The organism is Bradyrhizobium sp. Ce-3, from assembly GCF_022835695.1.
Lineage (GTDB): Bacteria > Pseudomonadota > Alphaproteobacteria > Rhizobiales > Xanthobacteraceae > Bradyrhizobium.
Map to the genome: position 1 here is coordinate 1 of NZ_BQUV01000001.1, position 24,521 is coordinate 24,521.

At 64.2% G+C, this 24,521-nt stretch carries 23 protein-coding genes; 10 read left to right on the forward strand and 13 right to left on the reverse strand.

Annotation, left to right across the window (positions count from 1 at the left end):
- A partial coding sequence (locus BRSPCE3_RS00005; RefSeq protein ID WP_244063277.1) for a BA14K family protein occupies positions 1-274 on the forward strand: 274 nt, incomplete at its 5' end.
- A 52-nt stretch (positions 275-326) separates the two neighbouring features.
- On the opposite strand, the gene BRSPCE3_RS00010 is transcribed toward BRSPCE3_RS00005, so the two are convergent.
- Positions 327-1,223, reverse strand: a complete 897-nt coding sequence (locus tag BRSPCE3_RS00010) for a DMT family transporter (protein WP_244063279.1) — start codon at positions 1,221-1,223, stop codon at positions 327-329.
- Between the two features lie 181 nt (positions 1,224-1,404).
- On the opposite strand from BRSPCE3_RS00010, the gene BRSPCE3_RS00015 reads away from it, so the two are divergent.
- On the forward strand, positions 1,405-1,809 hold the full coding sequence (locus tag BRSPCE3_RS00015) for a response regulator (protein WP_244063282.1): 405 nt from the start codon (positions 1,405-1,407) through the stop codon (positions 1,807-1,809).
- 19 nt (positions 1,810-1,828) lie between these two features.
- Positions 1,829-4,066, forward strand: a complete 2,238-nt coding sequence (locus BRSPCE3_RS00020; RefSeq protein ID WP_244063284.1) for a CHASE3 domain-containing protein — start codon at positions 1,829-1,831, stop codon at positions 4,064-4,066.
- A 4-nt stretch (positions 4,067-4,070) separates the two neighbouring features.
- On the opposite strand, the gene BRSPCE3_RS00025 is transcribed toward BRSPCE3_RS00020, so the two are convergent.
- Positions 4,071-4,964: a DMT family transporter gene (locus BRSPCE3_RS00025; protein WP_244063285.1), complete on the reverse strand. Its 894-nt coding sequence runs from the start codon at positions 4,962-4,964 to the stop codon at positions 4,071-4,073.
- Positions 4,965-5,780: 816 nt separating this feature from the next.
- Between BRSPCE3_RS00025 and BRSPCE3_RS00030 the strand changes: the two genes are divergently transcribed.
- From BRSPCE3_RS00030 to BRSPCE3_RS00040, 3 genes are all read left to right on the forward strand, one after another.
- Positions 5,781-9,557 (forward strand): vitamin B12-dependent ribonucleotide reductase, encoded by a 3,777-nt coding sequence (locus tag BRSPCE3_RS00030; protein ID WP_244063287.1) that lies wholly within the window; start codon positions 5,781-5,783, stop codon positions 9,555-9,557.
- Positions 9,558-9,643: 86 nt separating this feature from the next.
- A complete protein-coding gene (locus tag BRSPCE3_RS00035; protein WP_244063289.1) occupies positions 9,644-10,330 on the forward strand; it encodes a hypothetical protein in 687 nt (228 codons plus the stop codon).
- 84 nt (positions 10,331-10,414) lie between these two features.
- Positions 10,415-10,930, forward strand: coding sequence for a hypothetical protein (locus tag BRSPCE3_RS00040; protein WP_244063291.1), 516 nt, complete (start codon positions 10,415-10,417; stop codon positions 10,928-10,930).
- A 62-nt stretch (positions 10,931-10,992) separates the two neighbouring features.
- Here BRSPCE3_RS00040 and BRSPCE3_RS00045 read toward each other — a convergent pair whose 3' ends face one another.
- The 4 genes from BRSPCE3_RS00045 to BRSPCE3_RS00060 all read right to left on the reverse strand — a co-directional run bounded on the left by BRSPCE3_RS00045 (position 10,993) and on the right by BRSPCE3_RS00060 (position 15,041).
- Entirely contained in the window at positions 10,993-11,988 is a 996-nt protein-coding gene (locus BRSPCE3_RS00045; protein ID WP_244063293.1) for a hypothetical protein, read from the reverse strand.
- A gap of 371 nt (positions 11,989-12,359) precedes the next feature.
- Positions 12,360-12,755: a lysozyme inhibitor LprI family protein gene (locus BRSPCE3_RS00050; protein WP_309296292.1), complete on the reverse strand. Its 396-nt coding sequence runs from the start codon at positions 12,753-12,755 to the stop codon at positions 12,360-12,362.
- 744 nt (positions 12,756-13,499) lie between these two features.
- Positions 13,500-13,772: a DUF2312 domain-containing protein gene (locus BRSPCE3_RS00055; protein ID WP_244063295.1), complete on the reverse strand. Its 273-nt coding sequence runs from the start codon at positions 13,770-13,772 to the stop codon at positions 13,500-13,502.
- Between the two features lie 144 nt (positions 13,773-13,916).
- Complete coding sequence (locus BRSPCE3_RS00060) at positions 13,917-15,041, reverse strand: metallophosphoesterase (RefSeq protein ID WP_244064920.1); 1,125 nt, start codon at positions 15,039-15,041, stop codon at positions 13,917-13,919.
- Between the two features lie 386 nt (positions 15,042-15,427).
- On the opposite strand from BRSPCE3_RS00060, the gene BRSPCE3_RS00065 reads away from it, so the two are divergent.
- Positions 15,428-16,228, forward strand: a complete 801-nt coding sequence (locus BRSPCE3_RS00065) for a hypothetical protein (protein ID WP_244063297.1) — start codon at positions 15,428-15,430, stop codon at positions 16,226-16,228.
- Between the two features lie 234 nt (positions 16,229-16,462).
- Entirely contained in the window at positions 16,463-17,452 is a 990-nt protein-coding gene (locus tag BRSPCE3_RS00070) for an LLM class flavin-dependent oxidoreductase (protein ID WP_244063299.1), read from the forward strand.
- 38 nt (positions 17,453-17,490) lie between these two features.
- On the opposite strand, the gene BRSPCE3_RS00075 is transcribed toward BRSPCE3_RS00070, so the two are convergent.
- From BRSPCE3_RS00075 to BRSPCE3_RS00095, 5 genes are all read right to left on the reverse strand, one after another.
- Entirely contained in the window at positions 17,491-17,787 is a 297-nt protein-coding gene (locus BRSPCE3_RS00075; protein ID WP_244063301.1) for a putative quinol monooxygenase, read from the reverse strand.
- A gap of 28 nt (positions 17,788-17,815) precedes the next feature.
- Positions 17,816-19,099 (reverse strand): cystathionine gamma-synthase family protein, encoded by a 1,284-nt coding sequence (locus BRSPCE3_RS00080; protein ID WP_244063303.1) that lies wholly within the window; start codon positions 19,097-19,099, stop codon positions 17,816-17,818.
- A gap of 181 nt (positions 19,100-19,280) precedes the next feature.
- Positions 19,281-19,541, reverse strand: a complete 261-nt coding sequence (locus tag BRSPCE3_RS00085; RefSeq protein WP_244063305.1) for a PepSY domain-containing protein — start codon at positions 19,539-19,541, stop codon at positions 19,281-19,283.
- A 130-nt stretch (positions 19,542-19,671) separates the two neighbouring features.
- On the reverse strand, positions 19,672-20,433 hold the full coding sequence (locus BRSPCE3_RS00090) for an ROK family protein (RefSeq protein WP_283843062.1): 762 nt from the start codon (positions 20,431-20,433) through the stop codon (positions 19,672-19,674).
- A gap of 426 nt (positions 20,434-20,859) precedes the next feature.
- On the reverse strand, positions 20,860-21,789 hold the full coding sequence (locus BRSPCE3_RS00095) for a LysR family transcriptional regulator (protein ID WP_244063307.1): 930 nt from the start codon (positions 21,787-21,789) through the stop codon (positions 20,860-20,862).
- Between the two features lie 116 nt (positions 21,790-21,905).
- Between BRSPCE3_RS00095 and BRSPCE3_RS00100 the strand changes: the two genes are divergently transcribed.
- Complete coding sequence (locus tag BRSPCE3_RS00100) at positions 21,906-22,703, forward strand: alpha/beta fold hydrolase (RefSeq protein ID WP_244063309.1); 798 nt, start codon at positions 21,906-21,908, stop codon at positions 22,701-22,703.
- A gap of 170 nt (positions 22,704-22,873) precedes the next feature.
- On the opposite strand, the gene BRSPCE3_RS00105 is transcribed toward BRSPCE3_RS00100, so the two are convergent.
- Together BRSPCE3_RS00105 and BRSPCE3_RS00110 are read right to left on the reverse strand one after the other, a co-directional pair.
- Positions 22,874-23,539, reverse strand: coding sequence for an FMN-binding negative transcriptional regulator (locus BRSPCE3_RS00105; protein ID WP_244063311.1), 666 nt, complete (start codon positions 23,537-23,539; stop codon positions 22,874-22,876).
- A gap of 85 nt (positions 23,540-23,624) precedes the next feature.
- The gene (locus BRSPCE3_RS00110) at positions 23,625-23,864 is read right to left on the reverse strand and encodes a hypothetical protein (protein WP_244063313.1); all 240 of its coding nucleotides are present in this window, start codon (positions 23,862-23,864) and stop codon (positions 23,625-23,627) included.
- 474 nt (positions 23,865-24,338) lie between these two features.
- Between BRSPCE3_RS00110 and BRSPCE3_RS00115 the strand changes: the two genes are divergently transcribed.
- Positions 24,339-24,512 carry a hypothetical protein gene (locus BRSPCE3_RS00115; RefSeq protein ID WP_016840760.1) on the forward strand — a complete coding sequence of 58 codons (174 nt, stop codon included), beginning with the start codon at positions 24,339-24,341 and terminating at the stop codon, positions 24,510-24,512.
- Positions 24,513-24,521: the final 9 nt, after the last annotated feature.

Genomic DNA, 24,521 nt, shown 5'->3' on the forward strand with positions numbered 1-24,521 from the left:
CGGCTGGCACGGTGGCTATCACCGTGGCGGCGGCTTCTGGCCCGGCGCGGTGGCCGGTGCGGTCGTCGGCGGCGCGCTCGCCTCGGGCGCGTATTATGGCGGCTACGGCCCCGGCTACTATGACGACAGCTACGGCTATTACGACGAACCGTCTGTCGCCGTTGAGGCCGTACCGGGCGGCGACCCGAGCTACTGCGCGCAGCGCTACAAGTCCTACGACCCGGCCTCGGGCACCTATCTCGGCTATGACGGCCTGCGGCACCCCTGCCCGTAATCACGGCCTGAATTCTTAGTTGCAAAAAGGGCGGCGGCGACGCCGCCCTTTTTCACGTCCGCAGCGCCACCGCGACGGCTGCGAACGTCACCACGAGCGCCGCGATGTCGCTTCCGCTGAGCGGCTCGCGCAGCATCGCCGCTGCCGCCAGCACGCCGACGACGGGCACCAGCAGCGTGCCGATCGATGCCGTCGCTGCCGGCAGCCGCTCCAGCGCCGCAAACCAGCAGACATAGCAAAGGCAGAACTGGATCAGCGTCATGTAGATCATCGACGCCCAGCCGAGCTGCGACAGCGCGGCAAGCTGCGGCTGCTCGATCAGGACGCCGGCGATCGCGATCGGCACGCAGCCGATCGCAAGCTGCCAGGCCGCGAGCGACAGCGGCGGCATCGCGAGCTTGAAGTATTTGGTCAGCACCGTGCCGAGGCCGACGCAGAGCGCGCCGGCCAGCGCGAACAGGATGCCCGGCAATTTGCCGAGGCTTGCGTCGATCCCGCCGCCGCCGATCAGCGCGCCGATCCCGGCGAGCGCCACGCCAAGCGCTAGCGCGCGCGGCAGCGACACGCGCTCGCCGAGCACCGGCCAGGCTACCAGCGCGACCCACACCGGGATCGAGATCCCGAGCACGGCCGCCTCGCTGGCGCGAAGCCAGATCAGCGCGAGGCCCATCGATGCGACCCAGCCGCCGATCGCAAGCGTCGAGACCAAGGCAAGCCGCAACCACATGCCGTCGGGGACGCGCAGAGTCTCGCCGCGCGCGAGCGCGATCAGCCCGAGCGCCAGCGCGCCGACCACGCCGCAGAGTCCGCGCGACGACAGCGGCGGCCATTCGTTAAGCAGGAACTTCATGATCGGAAAGTTGAGGCCCCAGCCGGTCGAGGCGACGACCAGGAATGCGAGGCCGAGCGGTGACAGCGGAGCGCGGCCGGCGACTGGAACTGCGGTCATGGACCTGTCGTAATGTGGTCGGACAAATACAAGTGATCGGTATCAGGGCTAGCTGGAAATCCGCTTGTCAGCAAACAGCATATGCATTCTATGATACAGACTTTCCGTCCGGGTTCCGCCTTAATCGGCGGACGGGCCAAGCGAGTCGCCGGCACGCGAGGCCGTAGCAAGAGGATGCATCGTGCCGAGCGTTCTCGTGGTCGATGACGACCCGATGGTGTGCGTTGCCATCGAGGTGTGTTTGCAGCGCCAGGGCTTCGACGTCACCGTCGCCGATGGCGGTGAAGCGGGCATGCGCGCGCTGGAGAAGGCGACGTTCGACGTCATGCTGGTCGACGTCTTCATGCCGCATATGCGCGGCTTCGAGGCGATCCGCATCTTCCACGAACGCGCCCCCGATATTCCGGTCATCGCGATGTCGGGCTATGCCTTCGCCAATGCCGACCGGGCGCCGGACTTCCTGCGGATGACCATCGAGCTCGGCGCGTCGGCCTGCCTGCGCAAGCCGTTTACCCCGCAGGCGCTGCTTGCCGCCGTTAACGAATGTCTTGCGAAGTCCGTTCCTTCCGCTCGTCTTTCGAAATAATTGCTCGTACTAATCGTCGATGGCTTCCCAGCGACTCATTCTCGGCAGCGGCCTTGCGATCCTCCTCGTCATCAGCGCGGCGTCGATCGGGCTGGACGTCAAGTCGCGCAGCGAGATTGATTCGGTCGACCGCACCCTGCGGATCCTGAAATGCATTTCGGACGCGCGTCCGCTGCCGCGCGGCGTCGAGAGCGCGGCCCGCGGCTTCGCGCTGACCGGCGACGCCTCCTTCGCCGACGAGTTTCGCGAGCAGAGCACCGCCCTCACCGCCGCCTTCGACGAATTGATGGCCGCGGTGAAGTCGGCCCCGGCGGAAGCCCAGCTGATCACCGGCACCAGGGCAGAGGTCGCGCGCGCCATTGCGCTCGGCGCCGAGCTGATCCGGCTGCGCAGCGCGGGCGACACCGCCGGCGCCGCGGCGCTGATCTCCGCGGGCGAGAGCCGCGCGCTGATGGACAAGGTCGGCGGCGCGCTCGACCGGCTGGTCACCGAGGAGCGCCGCCTGCTCGGGCTTCGCACCGAACAGTCGAAGACCTATGGCCGGCTGCTGCTGGCCATCGACCTCGCCGGCGTGGTGATGATCCTGCTGCTGGCGGTCGCGCTGACGCTGGCGGCGCGGCGCGCCAGCCGCGAATTGCAGGGCGCGCTCAGCGCCACCAAGGCGACCAATCTGTCGCTCGAGGGCAAGGTCGCCGAACGCACCAAGGATCTCGGCGCCGCGCTCGAGGAGCTGCGCCGTTCCACCTCGGTGATGGAGACCACCTTCCGCACGATGGCTGAAGCGGTGCTGGTGATCGACAGCGCCGGCGTCGTGCTGCTGTCGAACCCGGCCGCCGAGAAGATGCTGCGCTACAAGCCGGGCATGACGGTCCGGCAGCTGCGCGCCATGAGCAACGTGTTCCAGGCCGACGGCGAGACGCCGATGCAGGCCGACGACATGCCCTCGGCGAGGGCGCTGCGCGGCGAGGAATTCGACGGGGTGGAATTCATCGCCAAGCCGGTCCGGGGCGTCCATCCGATCCACCTCGTGGTGTCGGGCCGGCCGTTGCGCGACGGCGACCACGCCATCACCGGCGCGGCGCTGATCTATCACGACATCACCGCCTCGCGCGAAACCGAGCACAAGCTGCAGCAGGCGCAGAAGCTCGACGCCATCGGCAAGCTGACCGGCGGCGTCGCGCACGACTTCAACAACATGCTGACGGTCATCACCGGCACCACCGAGACGCTGGTCGACAGCCTGCGCAACCAGCCGAAGCTGGCGCAGACCGCCGAGCTGATCGACCGCGCCGCCGAGCGCTGCCGCGAGCTGATCCAGCATCTGCTCGCCTTCGCCCGCCGTCAGCCGCTGGAGCCGCGCACCGTCGACATCAACGGCACCGTGGTCGACATCGCCAAGCTGCTGCGGCCGACGCTCGGCGAGCAGATCGAGATCAATTCGGTGCTGGCGCCCGACGTCGCCAGCGTCCATATCGATCCGTCGCAGCTCGCCAACTCGCTGCTCAACATGGCGATCAACGCCCGCGACGCGATGCCGAACGGCGGCAAGCTGCTGTTCGAAACCAGCAACATCGTGCTCGACGACGCCTATGCCGCCGTCAATCCCGACATCACGCCGGGCCGCTACGTGCTGCTCGCGGTCAGCGACACCGGCACCGGCATGTCGCATGCGGTGCAGGACAAGGTGTTCGAGCCGTTCTTCACCACCAAGGAGGTCGGCAAGGGCTCCGGGCTCGGCATGAGCATGGTGTACGGCTTCGTCAAGCAGTCCGGCGGCCATATCAAGATCTACAGCGAGGAAGGCCACGGCACCACGATCAAGCTCTATCTGCCTCCTGCCCGCGGCCAGGTCGAGGTGGCGGCACCGGAGCCGGAGCCGGTGCGGCGCGGCAGCGAGGTGATCCTGGTCGTGGAAGACGACCAGCTGGTGCGCAACTACGTCGTCACTCAGCTGACGAGCCTCGGCTACAAGACCATCGCCGTGCCCGAGGCCCGCGCCGCGCTGGCGCTGGTCGACAAGGGCGAGAAGTTCGATCTCTTGTTCACCGACGTCATCATGCCGGGCGGCATGAACGGCCGCCAGCTCGCCGACGAGGTGAGAAAGCGGCGGCCCGGCCTCAAGGTGCTCTACACCTCCGGCTACACCGAGAACGCGATCGTGCATCACGGCCGCCTCGACGAAGGCGTGCTGCTGTTGGCCAAGCCCTATCGCAAGGCCCAGCTCGCCAGCATGCTGCAGCAGGCGCTCGGCGAGTGATCCGCTACCGCGTCGCCAGCGCGACGCCGGCGAGCGTGAACAGCAGCGCGGTGATCTGGGTCGGCCCCAGCGGCTCGTGCAGCGCGACGGCGGAGGCAATCACGCCGATCACAGGCACCGCCATGGTCCCGATCGCCGCCACCGAGGCCGGCAGGCGGGCGAGCGCGGCAAACCAGGCGACATAGGCGACGCAGAACTGGATCAGCGTCGAATAGACCAGCAGCCACCAGCCGACCGTCGTCACCTTCTCGATATGCGTGGTCTCGATCATCAGGCCGACGATCGCGATCGGCACGCAGCCGAGGCCGATCTGCCAGGCCGCGGCCGGGATCGGCGGCATCACCAGCGGGTATTTCTTCGCCAGCACCGTGCCGAGCGCAAAGCCGAAGGCGCCGCCGAGCGCCATGATGATGCCCGGCAGCTTCTCCTGGCTCGCGGAAATCCCGTTGCCGCCCATGATCGCGGCAAGGCCTGCGAATGCCATCACCAGCGCGATGGTCCGCAACAGCGTCGGCCGCTCGCCGAGCACCGGCCAGGCGAGCAGCGAAGCCCATACCGGCATGGTGTAGGCGATCAGCGCGGTCTCGCTCGCCGGCAGCCACAGCAGCGCGAGCCCCATCAGCACCATCCAGCCGGTGACGTTGAGCGCCGCATACAGCACGAGCCGCGGCCACAGCCGGGCCTCGACCTGCAGGCTTTGGCTGCGGATCAGCGCCAGCGCGGCGAGCAGCACCGCGCCGATCACCCCGGTGGTGCCGCGCAAGGTCAGCGGCGGCAGCTCGCTGAGCAGGAATTTTGTGGACGGCCAGTTGAATCCCCAGCCCACCGAGGTGATGGCGAGGAACATCAGGCCGGCGGGCGCAAGGCGCGGCCGCGCTTGAGGCTTATGATCTGTCATGGAACCCGGCAAGGGCGTGAAGGCGATGTGAGTCGGCCACACCTTGCCCGTGATTTTGTCGCCCGACCATCACGGCGCTGACATGCCTGATCCTTAAGTTTCCCGTAGGCCTACGTGAGTCCCCAAAATTCAATCCGGCACGGCGAATAAAAACTTCGCCTGTGAACAGCGGGGCGAACCTCCAATCCACAGGGACCAGGAATTTTTTTGGCTTGGGAATCCCTGAGGACTCACCGATAGTTGGCGCGATCACAGGCGCGGCATTGCCCCCTGTTATCCCCCTCCCTCCACCATATTTAGTGTTTGATTCAGAAACTCGTACTAGTCCTTGACGGGCGCAACGGACATGGCCTAGCTTCAACCTGTTCGGCGCGAGTGTGTTTGGGTCCCCGCCGGTCGCTCCCACAAGGGTTCCAAAATGACCACTCCGCCAGGCCTTCGGGCCGCGGGTGAAGGGCTTTGCTGCCCTGATTTTGGGCGCCGTAGGAACGACAGAACGGGCCGCGAAGGACCCGGAAACAGAGGGCCGAAACGGCCCGCGAAAGAAGCGTACGCGTGACGTGTCGCGTGAAGCGTTTTGGGGCGTTGAATGCATGACCCGGAGGACCCGACCAGTCGGGCTCCGCCTGGGATCGTGCCGCCGCAGGGCCGGGCCAAACCGGCGCCGAGCGGATGAGAGAACAGGCCGGATCCACCGGCTGAGCTGCGGATGACGGGAGGCGTGCCGACACGTGTTCCCAAGTCCGCGAACAGATAACATTCCGGCAACCCGCGGGGAAACGTGGGACCGGGCAGAAGAAGTGACGGGGCTCGACCATGCGAATCGAACGACGCAACACCACCAGCGGACAGTCTCCCTATGCCGGGATCAATTTCCGCCTGACCACATCAGAGATCCGCAACCCGGACGGCTCGGTCGTGTTCCGTGCCGAGAACGTCGAGGTTCCGGAGTTCTGGTCGCAGGTCGCCTCCGACGTGCTGGCGCAGAAGTATTTCCGCAAGGCCGGCGTTGCCGCGCGCCTGAAGAAGGTCGAGGAAGAGACCGTGCCGTCGTGGCTGTGGCGTTCGGTGCCCGACACCGAGGCCTTGGCGTCGCTGCCCGAGAACGAGCGCATCGTCGGCGAGACCAGCGCAAAACAGGTGTTCGATCGCCTCGCCGGCTGCTGGACCTATTGGGGCTGGAAGGGCGGCTACTTCTCGACCGAAGAAGATGCCCTCGCCTTCTTCGACGAGCTGCGTTTCCAGCTGGCCAAGCAGATGGTCGCGCCGAACTCGCCGCAGTGGTTCAACACCGGGCTTCATTGGGCCTATGGCGTCGATGGTCCCGGCCAGGGCCACTATTACGTCGACTGGAAGACCGGCAAGCTGACAAAATCGAAGTCGGCCTATGAGCATCCGCAGCCGCATGCCTGCTTCATCCAGGGCGTCGGCGACGACCTCGTCAACGAGGGCGGCATCATGGACCTCTGGGTGCGCGAGGCGCGCCTGTTCAAGTATGGCTCCGGCACCGGCTCCAACTTCTCCAGCCTGCGCGGCGAAGGCGAAAAGCTCTCCGGCGGCGGCCGCTCGTCGGGCCTGATGAGCTTCCTCAAGATCGGCGACCGGGCCGCGGGCGCGATCAAGTCGGGCGGCACCACGCGTCGTGCGGCCAAGATGGTCGTGGTCGATGCCGATCACCCCGATATCGAGACCTATATCGACTGGAAGGTGAAGGAGGAGCAGAAGGTCGCGGCCCTCGTCACCGGCTCCAAGATCAACCAGAAGCACCTCAAGGCCGTGATGAAGGCCTGCGTCAACTGCGAAGGTTCTGGCGACGACTGCTTCGATCCCGAGAAGAACCCCGCGCTCCGTCGCGAGATCAAGCTCGCGCGCCGCAGCCTCGTGCCCGACAACTACATCAAGCGCGTCATCCAGTTCGCCAAGCAGGGCTACAAGGAGATCTCGTTCGACATCTACGACACCGACTGGGATTCCGAGGCGTACCTCACCGTCTCCGGCCAGAACTCCAACAACTCGGTGTCGCTGAAGGATGACTTCCTGCGCGCTGTGGAGACCGACGGCGACTGGAATCTGGTGGGACGCACCACCAAGAAGGTGACCAAGACGCTGAAGGCCCGCGACCTCTGGGAGAAGATCGGTTACGCCGCCTGGGCGTCGGCCGATCCCGGCCTGCACTTCAACACCACGATGAACGACTGGCACACCTGCAAGGCGTCCGGCGACATCCGCGCCTCCAATCCGTGCTCGGAATACATGTTCCTGGACGACACGGCGTGCAACCTCGCCTCCGCCAATCTGCTGACGTTCTACAGCACGTCAACCAAGCGGTTCGACATCGAGTCCTACGAGCATCTCTGCCGGCTCTGGACCATCGTGCTCGAAATCTCCGTGATGATGGCCCAGTTCCCGTCGAAGGCGATCGCCGAACTGTCCTACGAGTTCCGCACCCTCGGCCTCGGCTTCGCCAATATCGGCGGCCTGCTCATGACCATGGGCCTGCCCTATGACAGCAAGGAAGGCCGTTCGCTCTGCGGCGCGCTGACCGCCGTGATGACCGGCATCTCCTACAAGACCTCGGCGGAGATGGCCGCCGAGCTCGGCACCTTCCCGGGCTACAAGAAGAACGCCGCGCACATGCTGCGCGTGATCCGCAACCACCGCCGCGCCGCCCACGGCAACGCGGGTGGCTACGAGGCGCTCTCGGTCAACCCGGTGCCGCTCGATCACGCCTCCTGCCCGCAGGCCGACATCGTCGCGCATGCCAGGCTGGCATGGGACGACGCGCTGGCGCTCGGCGAGGTCAACGGCTATCGCAACGCCCAGACCACCGTGGTGGCGCCGACCGGCACCATCGGCCTCGTGATGGATTGCGACACCACCGGCATCGAGCCTGATTTCGCGCTGGTGAAGTTCAAGAAGCTCGCCGGCGGCGGCTACTTCAAGATCATCAACCAGGCGGTACCCTCGGCGCTGCGCGCGCTCGGCTATCGCGAAGCTGATATCGCCGAGATCGAGGCCTACGCCGTCGGCCACGGCTCGCTGTCAAATGCGCCTGCGATCAACGCCTCCACCCTCAAGGCCAAGGGCTTCACCGACGAAGCGATCGCCAAGGTGGAAAAGGCGCTGCCGACCGCGTTCGACATCAAGTTCGCCTTCAACAAGTGGACTTTTGGCGAAGACTTCATCCGCGACCAGCTCGGCATCGGCGCGGAGGCGATCGCAGCCCCCGGCTTCGACCTGCTCCAGGCCGTCGGCTTCACCAAGCGCGAGATCGAAGCCGCCAACGTGCACATCTGCGGCGCGATGACGGTGGAAGGTGCCCCGCATCTGAAGGCCGAGCACTATCCGGTGTTCGACTGCGCCAACCCCTGCGGCAAGATCGGCAAGCGCTACCTCTCGGTCGAGAGCCACATCCGGATGATGGCGGCCTCGCAGCCGTTCATCTCGGGCGCCATCTCGAAAACCATCAACATGCCGAACGACGCCACGGTGGAGGACTGCAAGTCCGCCTACCTGCTGTCGTGGAAGCTGGCGCTGAAGGCCAACGCGCTGTACCGCGACGGCTCGAAACTGTCGCAGCCGCTCAACTCGCAGCTCATCTCCGACGATGAGGACGAGGACGATGCGGTCGAGGCGCTCTACGAGAAGCCGATGGCCGCGCGTGCCGCCCAGGTCTCGGAGAAGATCGTCGAGAAGCTGGTCGAGCGCATCGTGGTGATGCGCGAGCGCGAGAAGATGCCGGATCGCCGCAAGGGCTACACCCAGAAGGCGGTTGTCGGCGGCCACAAGGTGTATCTGCGCACCGGCGAATATGACGACGGACGGCTCGGCGAGATCTTCATCGACATGCACAAGGAAGGCGCAGCACTCCGCTCCTTCATCAACAATTTTGCGATCGCGGTCTCGCTCGGTCTGCAATACGGCGTGCCGCTGGAAGAGTATGTCGACGCCTTCACCTTCACCCGCTTCGAGCCGGCGGGCCCGGTGCAGGGCAACGACTCCATCAAGTACGCGACCTCGATCCTCGACTATGTGTTCCGCGAGCTCGCGGTGAGCTACATGGCGCGCTTCGACCTCGCCCATGTCGATCCGAACGAAAGTGGCTTCGACGCGCTCGGCAAGGGCGTCGAGGAAGGCAAGGAGCCGGATGAGGCCCCCGCCCAGCACCAGGCCACAAAATACCTGTCGAAGGGCCTGACCCGGTCGCGCACCGACAACCTCGTCATCATGCGCGGCGGCTCGGCGGCGGTCAGCGGCAACGCCGACAACGCCCCCGCCGGCGGTAGCCGCGTCACTGCGCTCGCCTCCCACGGCGCAACCTCGCGCGGCGCCTCCGACACCATCGAAGGCGCAGTCGCCCTGAAGCAGGAGGTCAGCCACGACCTCTCGCCGACCGAGAAGCTCGAGGCCCTGAACTGGAGCAAGCCCGGCGCCGCCGCAGCCGCCGCCCCGTCGAAAGCCGAGCGTCGCGCCGAAGCCAAGGCCAAGGGCTACGAAGGCGAGATGTGCTCGGAGTGCGGCAACTTCACGCTGGTGCGGAATGGGACTTGTATGAAGTGCGATACTTGCGGCAGCACGACGGGGTGTTCGTGAGGGGCTAGCTCACGACGACACAACAATCTGAGAGGGCCGCTCCGCTGTTGAGCGGCCTTTTCGTTATCAGCAGCATGAGCCTACGCATGGCCGATAGAGTTGAGATTGCCGTTACGAAAGGAGCGAAATCCGCATCTGTCGTTCGCATTGCGAAAACTGAGCTGCGCGCTTGGGCAGCTGAGCTGTCCCGATGGACAATGGCCGACGAATTCCGTGTTCGTATCGACCAGATCACTCGAACTATCCCGCGGAGTACATTTTTTGGCCAAGGCGGACTTGCCTTCTTGCGGGACGCTTGGGTTGCGAGCCGCGTCGCCTGTGCGCTGCCATCTGACATGGTGCGACTGGTTTCCGCTGATCGTCCCGACTTCGAGGTTCAAATCGACGGACAAATTCAGCAATTCGAGGCCACGGAGGCAGATATCGAAGGTCGGCGTCGTGGTGACGAGCTAGACGATCCTCGCCCGCGGCCGGATCCAGTCGAAGCCTGGCGCACACGATTTGAGGCGATTCCAGCATCTCTAGATCGAGTGATCGCCAAGAAGCTACAAAAGGACTACCCGACTGAAGTTAGCCTCGCAATCTACGTCAATCTAGGTTGCTATGGCGCATATGTGGAAGAAGGCTTGCCCATTCTTCGAGAGCACACTGCTCGAGCAAGAATCAAGTTCAAGCGTGTTTTTGTGTTGTGGGAAGGCTGTCTCTACAAATTCTGGGAGGAAGGAGAATTTCGATTCGAGAAATGGCAATACGCCCGACCAGAGGACTTTTGACATTCGGCGACGCCTGCCCAGCATGGCGTCCTCCGTCCTCCGCGGAGAAGGGCCAAAATTGACTCGAGTTCAGGACGCAGCCCCATGCCTCTTCCTAGTCAAGAACAAACCTTTGGATTTGCAAACTGCCATGAGCTGCTTCAGAAGCTCGACCGAGAAATAGATCGATATCGAGACGTCGCTGGCCGCGATGAGGCAGAACCCGAGGCCCTGGTAAATTTAGTCGATCAGCTAAAGGACAGCGCCTTCAATGCATCGATAACTGCTTGGCATCTCTCCGATTGGGTGTTCAGCGACATGACACTTGAACAACGTAAGAAGCTCGGCATCAAAAAACTCAGTGACCTTCAAAATCGCGCAAGAAAGGCGTGCAACGCTCTCCATCTCTGCCGCCAAGCTGCAACCGCCTCAAAACACTGGGCGGTGAGCAAAAATCCCGATCCTACGGTGCGAGTGACGGTAGCATGTGAGCTCGAAACCGGCTGGTTGGCCTACTTCGAACATGCCGGCAAAAAGATCAGGGCTGAACAGGTCTTTGCAGAAGCGCTCTCGTTCTGGACCGGTTTCATCTATCAGCATGGGATCGCAAGGGAATCATAGGACGGAATGGCTAAAGCGCAATCCGCCATTTCGCTAGCAACGGTCTCGGCGGGTACGCTTCGCTACCCTCTTAGGTGACGACGACGGATACCGCCTGGGCGTCGGTCAACAAGCAGTGTACCATCAAGGCCGGTGGACGCGTCGTCCTCGCGGCGACCTCGGTAAAAGTCGGCTCGGTGCGAAAGTATCTCAAATACTTCATCCACTCGTTTGCGACGGGTGTCCGCCGTCGCAGGCGATTCGGCGGTTATGGTGTCGAGCACCTTCTTGTCGATACCGAAATACACGTCGCTCTCGATCTCGCGCCCGACATAGCCCGCGCCCATCGCGTCCACCGAGCCGGAGTTCTCGCCATCAAGGAAAAACGAGTAAGCACTGGTCACGGCCTCCCACTCGTCGAATGTGACGTCCGCCCCTGTAGTGCCTCCCTCCGGATCAATTACCCTTCCCTCGGTACCTGACGCTCTCAACATGAAGAAGGTAGCGCAGCGGGTCGTGGGCTGCGTGCCGTTAACCGAAGACAGCGCCGAGACCTGCCCGAGAGCCTTGCTAACCGCACTGGACGCGGGTCGGCGGATGCGCCCCTTGCTCTCGAACACGTGCCGCTCAAGGCGGCGAAATCCGACGAAGTCGGGTCGACTCTTTAGCGATGGGGGCGATGCGCCCGGCTTCGCTGCCGCCAACTTGTTGGATGATGTGTCCCAAACAGTTGACTCCAAGCCTGCGACATGCACGAGGAACTCGACGTCCATCCGGTCTTGTGCAAACCAGTGTGTGAAGGCCTCCCCCAACAGGAAGGAGACGCCGACTTTTTCCGTCTGCTCGAGATTGCGGAAGTATTGGGTCGTGTTCAACGAACGATCAAGATAGCCGGTCGCCATGGCAACGAGCATACGCGCCCGCCATGGACCGACCTTGCGAACCGCCTTTTTCCGGCTCTGATAGCCAACCTCAAGCAACGACCGAATGATATCGGATCGGGTGGCCGTGATGGAGGAAGTGCCGTTCAGGGTCGCGAACGGACCCGTGAAATCCGAAACCTCGACGTTACCAGCCATCGCGTGAATGTCCTTAGCCGAGTCCTACGACTCGACCGACCATATCATTCGGAGCCAGACGGCGGGCCGGGACCTCCGACCGCCCCCAGAATATCTTCGCAGGGTCGATCTTGGGGCGAAACCAAGAGACTGGTTCTCGCTTTTTGCGGGCAGCAAGCATGGAGGCGATTGGCCGAAGGCGCAATCCGCCATTCCCTGCAATCCGGTCGGCGGGTTACGCTTTTGTGCACCAGCCCTACTCGCTGTGTTCTGGTGACCCGGATGAGCTAACGGGTCGCGCAAACGCGCGCCCGATGACAGGCTCCGCGATGTCCGGGACCAGCATCACGGGACGTTGCCACCAATCCCACCTATCGCTTCGCTCGTGCAGGCTACTGGCTCACACGCTTTTCAAGAAGCAGCGTGCGGTCGGCGATGTCCTGCAATTCGAACGCTTGGGAGTCGAGGAACGCGGCGGACCCGTTGTTGGGGTCCGCGGCGAGGCGATGGGTTTCAGCCAGATGATGCTTCAGCCAGGCCCGCTGCTCGGCCTGCAATTGCGCGTGCGCCTCGCCCTTCGACTTTGCGAGCAGCGCTTGATAGGCGGTGTTGAGCCTGACGTCCCACGTCCCGATTGCGGCCTTGCCGCAATCCAGCATCTTCGTTGACACCCCTTCGGCCTTGTCCATGCACGCATCGTACTCGGTGCTCTGCTGCGCGCGCGCCGGCAAGGTCCCGAGCACGAGCGTGGCTGCAACAATGACGAGCCTTCGCGAAAGCATGACCACGTCCAAATCACCCTGCTTGCGTCTTTCGACAACCATCGCCGCACAAAAGCGTCCGAAGTGAGATCAAGGAATTGATGCGCTGGCTATCCGGCGAGGGCTGCTTGGCATGCGTAGCCCGATGAGCGAAGCAGCATAAGAAGCGACCGGAACCCCAGTTGCATCAGGACGCGCACTCGTAAATCGCCATGTCGGCTTTACCCTCGAAACCAGGCATCTCGCCGGGCGTCCGTGGCATCGCGGATTTCGCTCACCAGCCGACGTCGCGGGGAAAAGACAACCGCCGACTTAGCTGCCTCACTTTTTCATGAGGCGAGTAACGCGAACCGCCGTTGTGGTATTGTTGCCGCAGGATCGGAGAAGATCATGGCTTGGTGGATTTTTACGATCGTTTCTATTGGGTCTATGCCTCTCGCATTTGCCATGGCAGGCGAACGCAAAAGATCATCCAGGCGGTGGCTTTGGGCGGCGGCCATTGTGGGTCCATTGGCGCCGCTGGCATTGCTGGTCCTTGGTGATGCGAGGCGTCCGGCCGAGGCCAATTGACCTGGTCGACCTTTGCTGCACTGCCATCCGTGGCGACCGAACCGGACGACGTCTGCGAAGCGACATCCGGGGCCAGCATCACAGGACGTTACCACCGACCCCGCATATCGCGGAGCCCGTCATCGGGCGTACGTTCGCGCGACCCGTTGGCTCGTGCGGGCGACTGGCTTATCGAAGCGCACGAACGCATTTCCGCAGACCTCACGCCGCCTTCGCGGTCTTGCCTACCGCCGGCGCGGTTTCCATCGCGCGCATGTAGAGATCGAGCAGGGATTCGCGCTCGTCGCGTTCGTCCTGGTCCTGCTTGCGCAGCTTGATGATCTCCTTGAGGATCTTCACGTCGAAGCCTTCGCCCTTGGCCTCCGAGAAGACTTCCTTCTTCTGCTCGCTCAGTTCCGCGATTTCAGTGTCAAGGTTCTCGATCCGCTCGACGAAGGAACGAATTTTTCCGCCGGGAATGGTGATGTCGGACATGGTGCCTCTTTGCTGTGAGGTCGTGAAAATGCAAGCAAAGAGATGACCAATGTCTTAACCAACCGCGATCGCTGCTGCGCGTTCATCGCTGCGGTATTTTTGTGACGGCCACGCGCTCGCATCATCGCATGCGCAACAAATCAATCAGGCATCAACCGCCACCCGCAACGTGATCCGCGTCAATTCGGACGGGCGGCCGAGCCGCAGGGCAAAACCCGGCCACAGCGCGGTGCCGTTGTTGACGTAGAGCGTCATGCCGTCGACGTCGTAGCGGCCCGAGACGAAGCCGGCATTGGCGGGCGCGGCGAGGCGGTCGATGCCCCGGATCAATCCGCCATGGGTGTGTCCGGAGAGTTGCAGGGCGACGCCGAGCGCAGCCGAGTTGCGTGCGTCGCTCGGCTGGTGGTCGAGCAGGACGATCGGCGCGCCCCTGGGGGCGCCTTCGAGCACCGCGGCAAGATCGCGGACGGGATGTTTCCTGCGGCGCGACGCGCGGTCGGTAATCCCTGCGATCACCAGCCGGCCGCCGCCGCGATCGAGAATGATGTACTTGTTCTCGAGCGAGCGCAGGCCGAGCGCCGCATAGTGCGCCATCCAGCCGTCATAGCCGAAGATGTATTCGTGATTGCCCGAGATCACGTAGACGCCGTCGGCGGCCTGCAGGTCGGCCAGGGGCGCGATGTCGCCCCGCCGCGCATCGATGCTGCCGTCGATTAGATCGCCGGTGATCGCGATCAGGTCGACGCCGAGCTTGTTCGATCGCGCGACGACCTCGCGCGCCCAGGACGCCGGAAACAGCCGGCTGATGTGAAGGTCGGTCAGGTGCAGGATGGTGTAGCCGTCGAACGCTTGCGGAAGTCCGCGGATCGCGACTTCGACATCCTTCAAGGGCGGAATGCGCATCGCCTGCTGGACGCCGATCGCGGCGGCTGCGCCCGCGATCGCTGCCATTGCGTAGCGGACACTGTCAGGCGCGCCAATGATGCCACCATGGATCAGCGCGGCCACCAACAGTCCGGCATCGAGCGCCAGTTGCAGCAGCGCCAGCAGCATGACCGCGCCGAACGCCCAGTTGAACAGCACGACCACCGGACGCGGAAACTCCGGCGAGAACTCCGATCCCGACGACAGCCTGTTCCAGCGGTGAAACTGCAAGGCGACCAGCACCAGCAGCGCGGCGGCGATCTTGGCCGGCAGCGGCCAGTCGAGCGGCCAGATGAAACGGGCCAGGATCAAGAGGCTGGTCAGGCCGAAGATGAGTTGGGGAATGGGTTCGCTCCGGATCGGATCGGTGGGCCGCGCAGTTCGGCGCCCAGCGAACGTAGTGAGGATCGGTCGCGCGCGTAAGGCACCATCATCAGCACATTTTCGGCAAGTTGCGCTTCGCTGAAGCGCCCTGCGCGCCTAGTAGCCCGGATGAGCGAAGCGACATCCGGGAACAGCGGCCCCGCATATCGCTTCGCTCATGCGGGCTACGGGTTCAGATGGGCAAAGCTCCCTCATCAAACGCAGCCGAAACTCCTCGAAATAAAACTTGAACATCGCTCATTTTTGTTGCTTCAATATTGAACATTGTTCATTTTCAGGAGTCCACGATGCAAACGACCTTCCGGTTGGACGAATTGACCGGGTCCGAGCGGCACGCGAAGCCGTGGATGAAAGTCACTCCGGCGATCATCACGATCGGCATCATTGCGGCGTTCGCGGTGCACGGGCGCATCGCGCAGCCGGCCCACTACAATGATTTCGCCGACCAATCGGCCCTGTTCGGCATCCCCCACGCAGGCGACGTGTTGTCGAACGCGGGCTTCGCGCTGGTCGCGATCTGGGGCTGGCTGGCGCTGCGCCCTCACCGCAGCAGCGACCGGCTGCGCGCCGGATGGCCGGGCTATCGCCTGTTCCTGATCGGCCTGTTCCTCACCGCATTCGGGTCCGCCTACTTTCACCTCGCCCCCGGCAATGGCCGGCTGACCTGGGACATGCTGCCGATCGCGCTCGCCGGCGCGGGCCTTTTGGTCGGCGTCCGCGGCGACACCCAGCCGGTATCGAAGACGAACCCGGGGTCGAAGACCAACATCGAGGCGATCCTGCTCGGGCTTTACGCCGCCGCCAGCGTCGCTTGGTGGGTCCTAACCGACCGCCACGGTGCGGGCGACCTGCGGCCGTATCTGCTGCTGCAGGTGCTCCCGCTGATCCTGATCCCGCTCTGGCAATCGATCTATCGCGCGCCGCGCACCGACCGCATCGCGTTCGCCGCCGCGATGGCGCTGTACGTACTGGCCAAGCTCGCCGAGGTGCTCGACCACCCGATCGCAGACACGCTCGGCTTCGTCAGCGGGCACACCTTGAAGCATCTGCTCGCGACGGCCGCCACGGCCGCAATCGTCTGGGGGCTGACGCGACGGTTCGCCGGTGATGGCCGCCCAACGGCGTACACTTGCACAATTTCGGAATAATGGAAAAGTACTGCTGAGTTGCCCGACGCGTCAAGTCATTTGTTCGGATCGCCCCTCGCCACTGCTACTGTGCATGGGGTTGTTTTCGATATTTTGGGATGCGCACGGGCGGATTGACCCGCATGGCGGCCGTATCCATATGCATCTGCATGAACCGGCTGCCCGCGCCGTTTCGCCCCCACCTGGACACAGCCAGATACCACCGGCTCCCGTCCCCAACGTTCCGGAGCCGCCGTGGCCGCCCTTTCCATTCTCGATCTCGTCCGCGTCACCGAAGAGACCGACGCGCGCGGCGCGCTCTACAACGCGCGCGATGTCGCTCGCCATGCCGAAGAGCTCGGCTATCGCCGGATCTGGGTGGCGGAGCACCACAACATGGCGGGGATCGCGAGCGCCGCGACGTCGGTGGTGATCGGGCACATCGCGGCCGGAACCAAGACCATCCGCGTCGGCGCCGGCGGCATCATGCTGCCGAACCACGCGCCTTATGTCATCGCCGAGCAGTTCGGCACGCTGGCGCGGCTGTTCCCCGACCGGATCGACCTCGGCCTCGGCCGCGCGCCGGGCACCGATCAGCTCACCCTGCGCGCGCTGCGCCGGACGCCTGAGTCAGCCGAGAACTTTCCGCAGGACGTGCTCGAGGTGCAGGCTTTCCTCGCCGCCGCCGGTCCCAACCAGCGCATCCAGGCGGTGCCGGCCGCGGGCACCGACGTGCCGCTGTGGATTTTGGGATCTAGCAATTTCGGCGCGATGCTGGCCGGCGAGCTCGGCCTGCCCTACGCCTTCGCCTCGCACTTCGCCCCCGAGCTGCTGCTGCAGGCGCTGCAGATCTATCGCGCGCGCTTCAAGCCGTCGGAGCAACTCCAGCGGCCCTACACCATGGTCGGCGTCAACATCGTCGCCGCCGAGACCGACGCGGAAGCGCGGCGGCTCGCCACCACGCAACAGATGTCGTTCACCAACATCTTCCGCGGCGCGCGCGGCCTCAGCCAGCCGCCGATCGACGACATCGAGAGCTACTGGTCGCCGTCGGAGAAAGTTCAGGCGATGCGGATGCTGGAGCGCACCATCATCGGCTCGGTCGAGACGGTGCGCGCCGGGATCGACGCGCTGGTCGCCGAGACCGGCGCCGACGAGCTGATGATCGTGTCCGACGTCTACGATCACGCCAAGCGGCTGCGCTCGTTCGAGCTGATCGCCGAGGCCGGCGGGATCAAGGCGTAAGCGTAGCGGCGTGCAGTGCTACGGACCGGCCGTTCCGCTTACTTGCTCGCAATCTCGTTCGCCAAGACCACGATCACGTCGCCGTCGAGACTCGGCTTCGCGACCTCGAAGAACCGCGTCACGACCGCCGAATGGTTGTGCCGGTCCATCGCCGCCTGATCGAGGTATCGCTCGTAGGTCGAAAAGATACGGGGATCATCGACATCCTGCGACACGTAATAGCCGACGGTGGACGGCTCGTTGGCCCGGACGTGCGCGACGACGTCGAGCAAGGCCTGCCGCATCGTCGCTTCGTGGCCTTTCTTGGCCCGGATGATCGCCGTGATCGTCAACATGCTGCTTCTCCTGCCCTGCGCATTTCGCTCACACCTTGCTCAACGCCTGCGCGATGTCGGCGACCAGATCGGACGGATGCTCGATCCCGATCGAGAGCCGGATCGTGGTATCGAGCACGCCGATCTTCTTGCGGATATCGGCCGGCACGCCGGAATGCGTCATCGTCGCCGGCAGGCTCGCCAGCGACTCGGTGCCGCCGAGGCTCACCGCGAGCTTGAAGATCTGCAGGCTGTTGAGGAATTTCTCCGCCGCCTGCTGCCCGCCGACGATGTCGAACGAGAAGGTCGAGCCGGCGCCGGAGCTTTGGCTTGCGAACACCCGCCCCGCCGGTGACGCCGCGTCGTGATGGCCGAGATAATGCACCTCGGCGACCTTGGGATGGTCGCGCAGATAGTCGGCGACGATATGCGCGTTGCGGTCGGCCTTTTCCATGCGCAGGCTGAGCGTTTCCAGCGAGCGGCTGATCATCCAGCAGGAATGCGGATCGAGCTGGGTGCCGATCGCGCCGCGCAGCGCCTTGACGTCCTTCATCAGCTTCTTCGAGCCGAGCGCGGCACCGGCGATCAGGTCGGAGTGTCCGCCGACATATTTGGTCAGCGAGTACAGCGACAGGTCGGCGCCGTGCTCGATCGGCCGCTGAAACACCGGCCCGAGCAGCGTGTTGTCGCAAGCGATGATCGGGGTAAAGCCCTGCGCCTTGCCGATCGCGTCGGCGACGCGCCTGGTGAGCGCGATATCGACCAGGCCGTTGGTCGGGTTGGCCGGCGTCTCGATGAAGATCATCGCGACCCGGCCCTTCTTCATCGCCTCGTCGGCGGCGGCGCGGATGACGCGCTCATCGAGCCCGTCGGCAAACCCCACCGCTTGAATCGAGAATCCCGCCAGCGTCCTGGTGAACAGGGTTTCCGTGCCGCCATAGAGCGGCTGCGAATGCAGGATGACGTCGCCCGGCCGCGCGAACGCCAGCACCGTGGTCGAGATCGCCGACATGCCGGACGAGAACAACGCGCAGCTCTCGGTGCGCTCGTAGATCGCGAGCCGGTCCTCGACGATTTCGCTGTTCGGATGATTGAAGCGCGAATAGACCAGCCCCGCCCCCATCCCCTCCGGCGGCTCGCGCCGGCCTGCGACGAAGTCGAAGAAGTCCTTGCCGTCCTCGGCGGTGCGGAACACGAAGGTCGAGGTCAAAAATACCGGCGGCTTGACGGCGCCCTCCGACAGCTGCGGATCGTAGCCGTAGTTCAGCATCTGGGTTTCCGGATGCAGCAGGTGGTTGCCGATGTGGGTTTTGGACGGAAACGGTTTTGTCATGGCCGGTCTCCTGTTCTCAGGCCCGCCGCGCCGGCGGCGATTCCCGGAATGATGCGACCAGCATACCCCAGCTTGATGCCATCAAGCCAAAGCACGGCGTCAGACAGTTCTGGATAACAAACGGCCGGCGAGCGCCCTGCGCTGCCGGCCGTTCCGAATTCACGCTGCGGTGAAGACGCGGCTACCAGCTGCGGTCGACATTGCGCACCTCGCCGGTGCGCGCGTCGACATCGACCTGCATCCAGCGGCCGCGATAGTCCCGGCCCTCGACTTCCCACTCGTCGCCGAGGAACTGGGTGTTGGATACCGTCACGACGCCGAGATTGGTCGCGACGTCGAGGGCAGTCTCCATCGAGATCTGGCTGCCGGAATCATAGGCCATCGCCGGCGTTGCGGCGCCGATCGCCAACGCCGCGATGGCGGGGATAATGAAGCTTCGCATCAGTCACTCCTCATGGAACGGGATATCATGCTGCATAAAACGAGCGGCAGACCCGATCAGTTCCGACCACAGCGGTGACGGAGCAGCGCGAAACTTCGGCAGTTGCGGCAATTTGGTGGCGGTTCCGGTTTCACCGCCGCGCGCCGCGCGGCTTGCGCGTTGCCTTCTGCCACATCCGGAAGCCGCCCTCGAATGCGTTGGCGTTGTCGCCGAACCTCACCTTGGGCGGCGGGTTGTCGACCTTGTCGGCGTTGCCGCCGCCGAGCACGATGTAGTCCGGCTCCAGCGCCGCCGACAGCCGCGCGATGACGTCGTCGACGCTCTTGCGCCACTTCTTGCGGCCGCGCCGCTCGAGGCCGGCGGCGCCGACATAGTCCTCGAACGTCGCGTCCTTGCGGTAGGGCAAATGGCCGAGCTCCATCGGCTCGTAAACGCCCTCCACGATCATCGCCGAGCCAAGCCCGGTGCCGAGGCCGAGAAACAGCATGCGGCCGCCCTGATAACTGCCGATCGCCTGCATCAGCGCATCGTTGACGACCTTGACCGGCCGGCCGAACGCGCGGTGAAAGTCGAAGCCGGCCCAACCGCGGCCGAGATTGTGCGGCTCGGTCAGCGGACGGTCGTGCACGACCGGTCCGGGATAGCCAACCGAGATCACGTCATAGGACCAGTCCCTGGTCAGCGCCTTGACCTGCCTCACCATCTCGCTGGCGGTCAGCATCGGGCCCGACTCGAACTCGCGCTTGATGCGCTCCCTGTCGGTCATGACCTTCACATGCGTGCCACCGATGTCGATCGCCAGCACCGTCCGGCGCGACGCGGGCTTGGCTGCTTTCCTGCTTGTTCTCTTGCTGGCTTTCTCGCTGGGTTTCTTCTTGGCTTTCTTGGCCATCGATCCGCTCTCCCGCATGCGCCAAGTGGAGCAGAGAAACGCGCCGCACGCTACAAGCCCGTTCTGCATCTGACTCCAATTTGTTCGCGAGGAACGAATCGGAATCGAAAAAATCGGCACGGCTCAGGCCTTAACAAGGTGTGTGCATTCACCACGCAGGAGAAACCGATGTTGTACCGGGATGGGAAAATCGCGCTCGGTGCGGCGCATCTCTGCACAACCTCGGGCGCATCGGGCCATCGATTCACCGATCAAGCAACGAATCGCAGCGCACAGCCACGTTCCCCATTCGACTCCAGTTTGTTCGCGAGGAACGAATCGGAATCGAAAATCGGCGCGAAGCGATTCTTAACAACACGTTCGCGTCATTAGACACTGAGGCCGTCATCGGGCCGCCCTTCGGGCGGACCCGTTGGCGAACCCGCGCTACGCTTTGCGCAAACGTCGACCAGTCCGCGCCGCACGCCGCGCGGGCCGCCAGTCTGCGAGGTGCAGCCAAAGCGCTTCCGCGACCGGTCCGTGCGCATGGTGGCGACGGCGGACTGCCGCCAGAGTTTCCTCGCGGCCCGGAAAATTCGGGCCCGCGATGCTGATCAGCCGGCCGTCCCTCAGCTCATCCTCGATCAACCACGCCGGCAGATGGCCCCAGGCCAGACGATGCAGGATCAGCTCCTTCTTCATCATCTGGTCCGGCACGCTGCACTGATGGGCACCATCGATCAGGAAGAAGTTTTCCGGCGAGGATCGCCGCGCGCTGTCGCGGATCACGCATTGCGTGAAAGGCCGCATCTGCTCCGGCGTGATCCGCTTCGTCCACGCAAATGGCAGGAACCCGCGAGCGACGACCGGCACCATCGCGGTGGTCGCGAGCTCGATCTGCTCGAAGCGCGGATCCGACGGGTCGGCGCGATGAAACACAAGGTCGGCATCATCGTCGATCAGGCGCTCGAGCGGTCCGCCGATCGCCTCATATTCCAGATGCAGGCGCGTGTTGGGATATTTGGCAAAGAACCCCGAGAGCATTTGCAGCACCGGCGGCCGCGGGCACAGATCGCCAATCACGACGCGCAGGACGACCTCTTCGCCGCTGACGAGCTGGTCCGCATAGGTCTGCAGCAGATCGAGCTCGCGCAACGTCACCTGCACACGCGCGTGAAACGTCCGCCCCGCCTCCGTCAGCCCGACACGGTATCCGCTGCGATCGAACAGCGTGAGGCCGAGCTGCTGTTCGAGGCGCGCGACCGCCGCGAACACCGAGGGGTGCGAGCGGTTCAGCGCAGCGCCGGCAGCCTGAAAGCTTCCCTTGGTCGCGACAGCGTCGAAGCAGCGCAAATCGTGGAGCTTGATTCGGTCCATTGTTCGTAAAACCTACAGAGAATGATTGATCTTAGTAATTTTTATTGCTCCGGGCGAGCCCTAGCCTGGCGCGACGTGAAGCCGTTGGCTTCCGCCAGCAGATGAGGACGGACGAGATGAGCGACCAACACTTCACGACGGGCGATGGCTGCCGGATTGCGTACCGGATCGACGGCCCCGACGATCGGCCGGTGCTCGCGCTCTCGAACTCGATCGCCACCAACCTGCACATGTGGGATTGCTCGATGCCTGCCCTCACCCTTTGGTTTCGCGTGCTCCGCTACGACACCCGCGGTCACGGCGGCTCGGACGCGCCGGCGGGCGCCTACGCGATGGACCGGCTCGGCCGCGACGTTGTCGAACTGCTCGACCACCTCGCAATCGATCGCGCCCATTTCCTCGGCCTGTCGCTCGGCGGCTTCATCGGGCAATGGCTCGGTATCTTCGCCCCCGAACGCATCGATCGCCTGATCCTCTCCAACACCGCGTCCTATCTTGCCTCCGAGCTGCCATTCGACGACCAGATCCGCGCGGCGCTGGCCGCCCCGGATATGAACGCAATTGCCGACGGATTCATGCGCAACTGGTTTCCCGCGGCGATGCTGGCTGCGCCGAACGAGCTGATCGACGAATTCCGCAACATGGTGCTCACCACCCCGCCGCGCGGCCTCGCCGGATGCTTCGCGGCACTGCGCGATGTCGATCTGCGCCGCGCCATCTCGCTGATCGCGGCGCCGACGCTGGTCATCGGCGGCGAGAGCGACACCGTCACGCGGGCCAGTCACAGCCAAGCGATCGCAGCGACCGTCGCCAACGCAAAGCTCGTCGTGCTGCGCGGAGTTCACATCCTCAATGTCGAGCAAGCGGATCGATTCAACAGCGAGGTCTTGAGCTTCCTGCGTGCCGCGCCCTGACTATGTTCCCCATCCGACTCCATTTTGTTCGCAAAGAACGAATCGGAATCGAGGAAATCACCGCGAAGCAAATCTTAACAAGAAGTTTGCAGCTTCGACGCTGGTAAACTTTGGATGGCGGATTAGCGCAAGCGTGATCCGCCATCCATCCATGGAAGCACTGCGTCGGGTTACGCTTCGCTAACCCGCTCTACGCGATCGCCCTTATATTCAAGCTCCGGCCGCAGCGCGCGCATCTTCTCCGCAAGCCTCTGGCTTGCCGTCTCCTCCGCATGGGCGAGCCGGTTGACCAGCGCGACATAGTCCGCGTCGCTCTTGTGCTGGTTGAGCTTCGACTGGCCTTCGATCTCGTCGACGACGAGATCGATCACCCGGATCCCTGCCAGCATCGCTTCGCGCTTGCCGGGCTCCATCTGTGTGAGGTCCCAGGGCTGCTTCGGCAGCCGCGCCTCGGACACCGCGAGCAGCGCGTCGCCGTGGTCCCGGTTGTCATCGAGCCCGCGCAGGTGCGCGACGCCGGATATATGCACCGCCTCGTATAGCCAGGTCGAGACGTTGTCCCGTGAGACGTACCAGTCGTTCGAGATGTAGGCGTCGTCGCCGGAGACGATCAGCAGAAAGCGCCTGACGCCGTCGGCAAGTTCGACCAGCGGGTTCTTCGCGGTGAGATGGATCTGCACGATCACGCGATCGTCGCGCCGCTCGATCACGAACGGCACGTGCGACGCCTGCGGGCCGCGCGCATCGGCGGCGACGATGGCGCCGAAGCCGCGCGCCGCCGCAAAGGCCAGCGCGCGGTCTTGCTCGATGCGAAACTGGGGACGGAGGATGTGCATGGCGGCGGCGCTCGCGGCTGGAGGGAGACGACCCAGCGAGGCTAGCGCAATTGTCGCCGGAGATCACCGCCATGCACCGTCCGGCTCAGCAGATCATTGCGTTGTCGCCGCTGTCGCAGACGCCGCCGGGCTGATCCCGCGGCAGCGCCTCGGTGTCGCCGAAACGCGGCGCGGCCATCCGTGGCGGACCGCCGCTCCAGTGACTGGCGCTGTGGGCCCTTGCGAACCCAGATGGGCCGGCCGGCGGCACGTCCCGCGCCATGGCCGATGTCGTCAACATGGCGAGCGCAACCACGCCCGCCGCGATATGTCGCATCCCAATCATTGAACTTCTCCGGTTGGATTCAACAGGATGGGACCATCTCGCCGGCCTGCTGAAGCATTCTCGCTGCTACCATGACGGATGGCGCGGCGGATTATTCCGCGCCGAAGGAGCGAATTCGCGTGTTCCGAGGCCCGGTTCGACACATTCGATTGATCGCAACGTGACCGGCGCTTTCGGGGGTGATGACACCGCTTGGTGTGGCGGAGGAATCGAGAACCATCCTCATCGTCGTCCTGGCGAAAGCCAGGACCCATTATCCCAAATTTCAATCGCTGCGCGACGCTGCGGCCACGACCCCATTCTTCACTAAGTACGGTGGTTATGGGTCCCTGCATTCGCAGGGACGACGAATGGAGAGAAACTCGCCCTCCCCCACTCCAGCGGAGTTGCGCAAAGCCACGATCCGCCGTTGAACTGACCGCAACCGGCGGGTTACGCTATCGCCGCTCACGCCCTCCCGCTGGAAGGATCACCATGAACGGCAATCGATACTATGGCGTTCGCGTCGAGGGCGCGAAATACGGCGTGGGGTTCGGCTCGGCGCTGGCGATTGCGATCTCCTACACCAAGAACCATTCGATCCTGTGGGCGATCATCCACGGTATCCTGGGCTGGCTGTACGTGATCTACGCTGCGCTGTTCGGATGATGCGCCAAG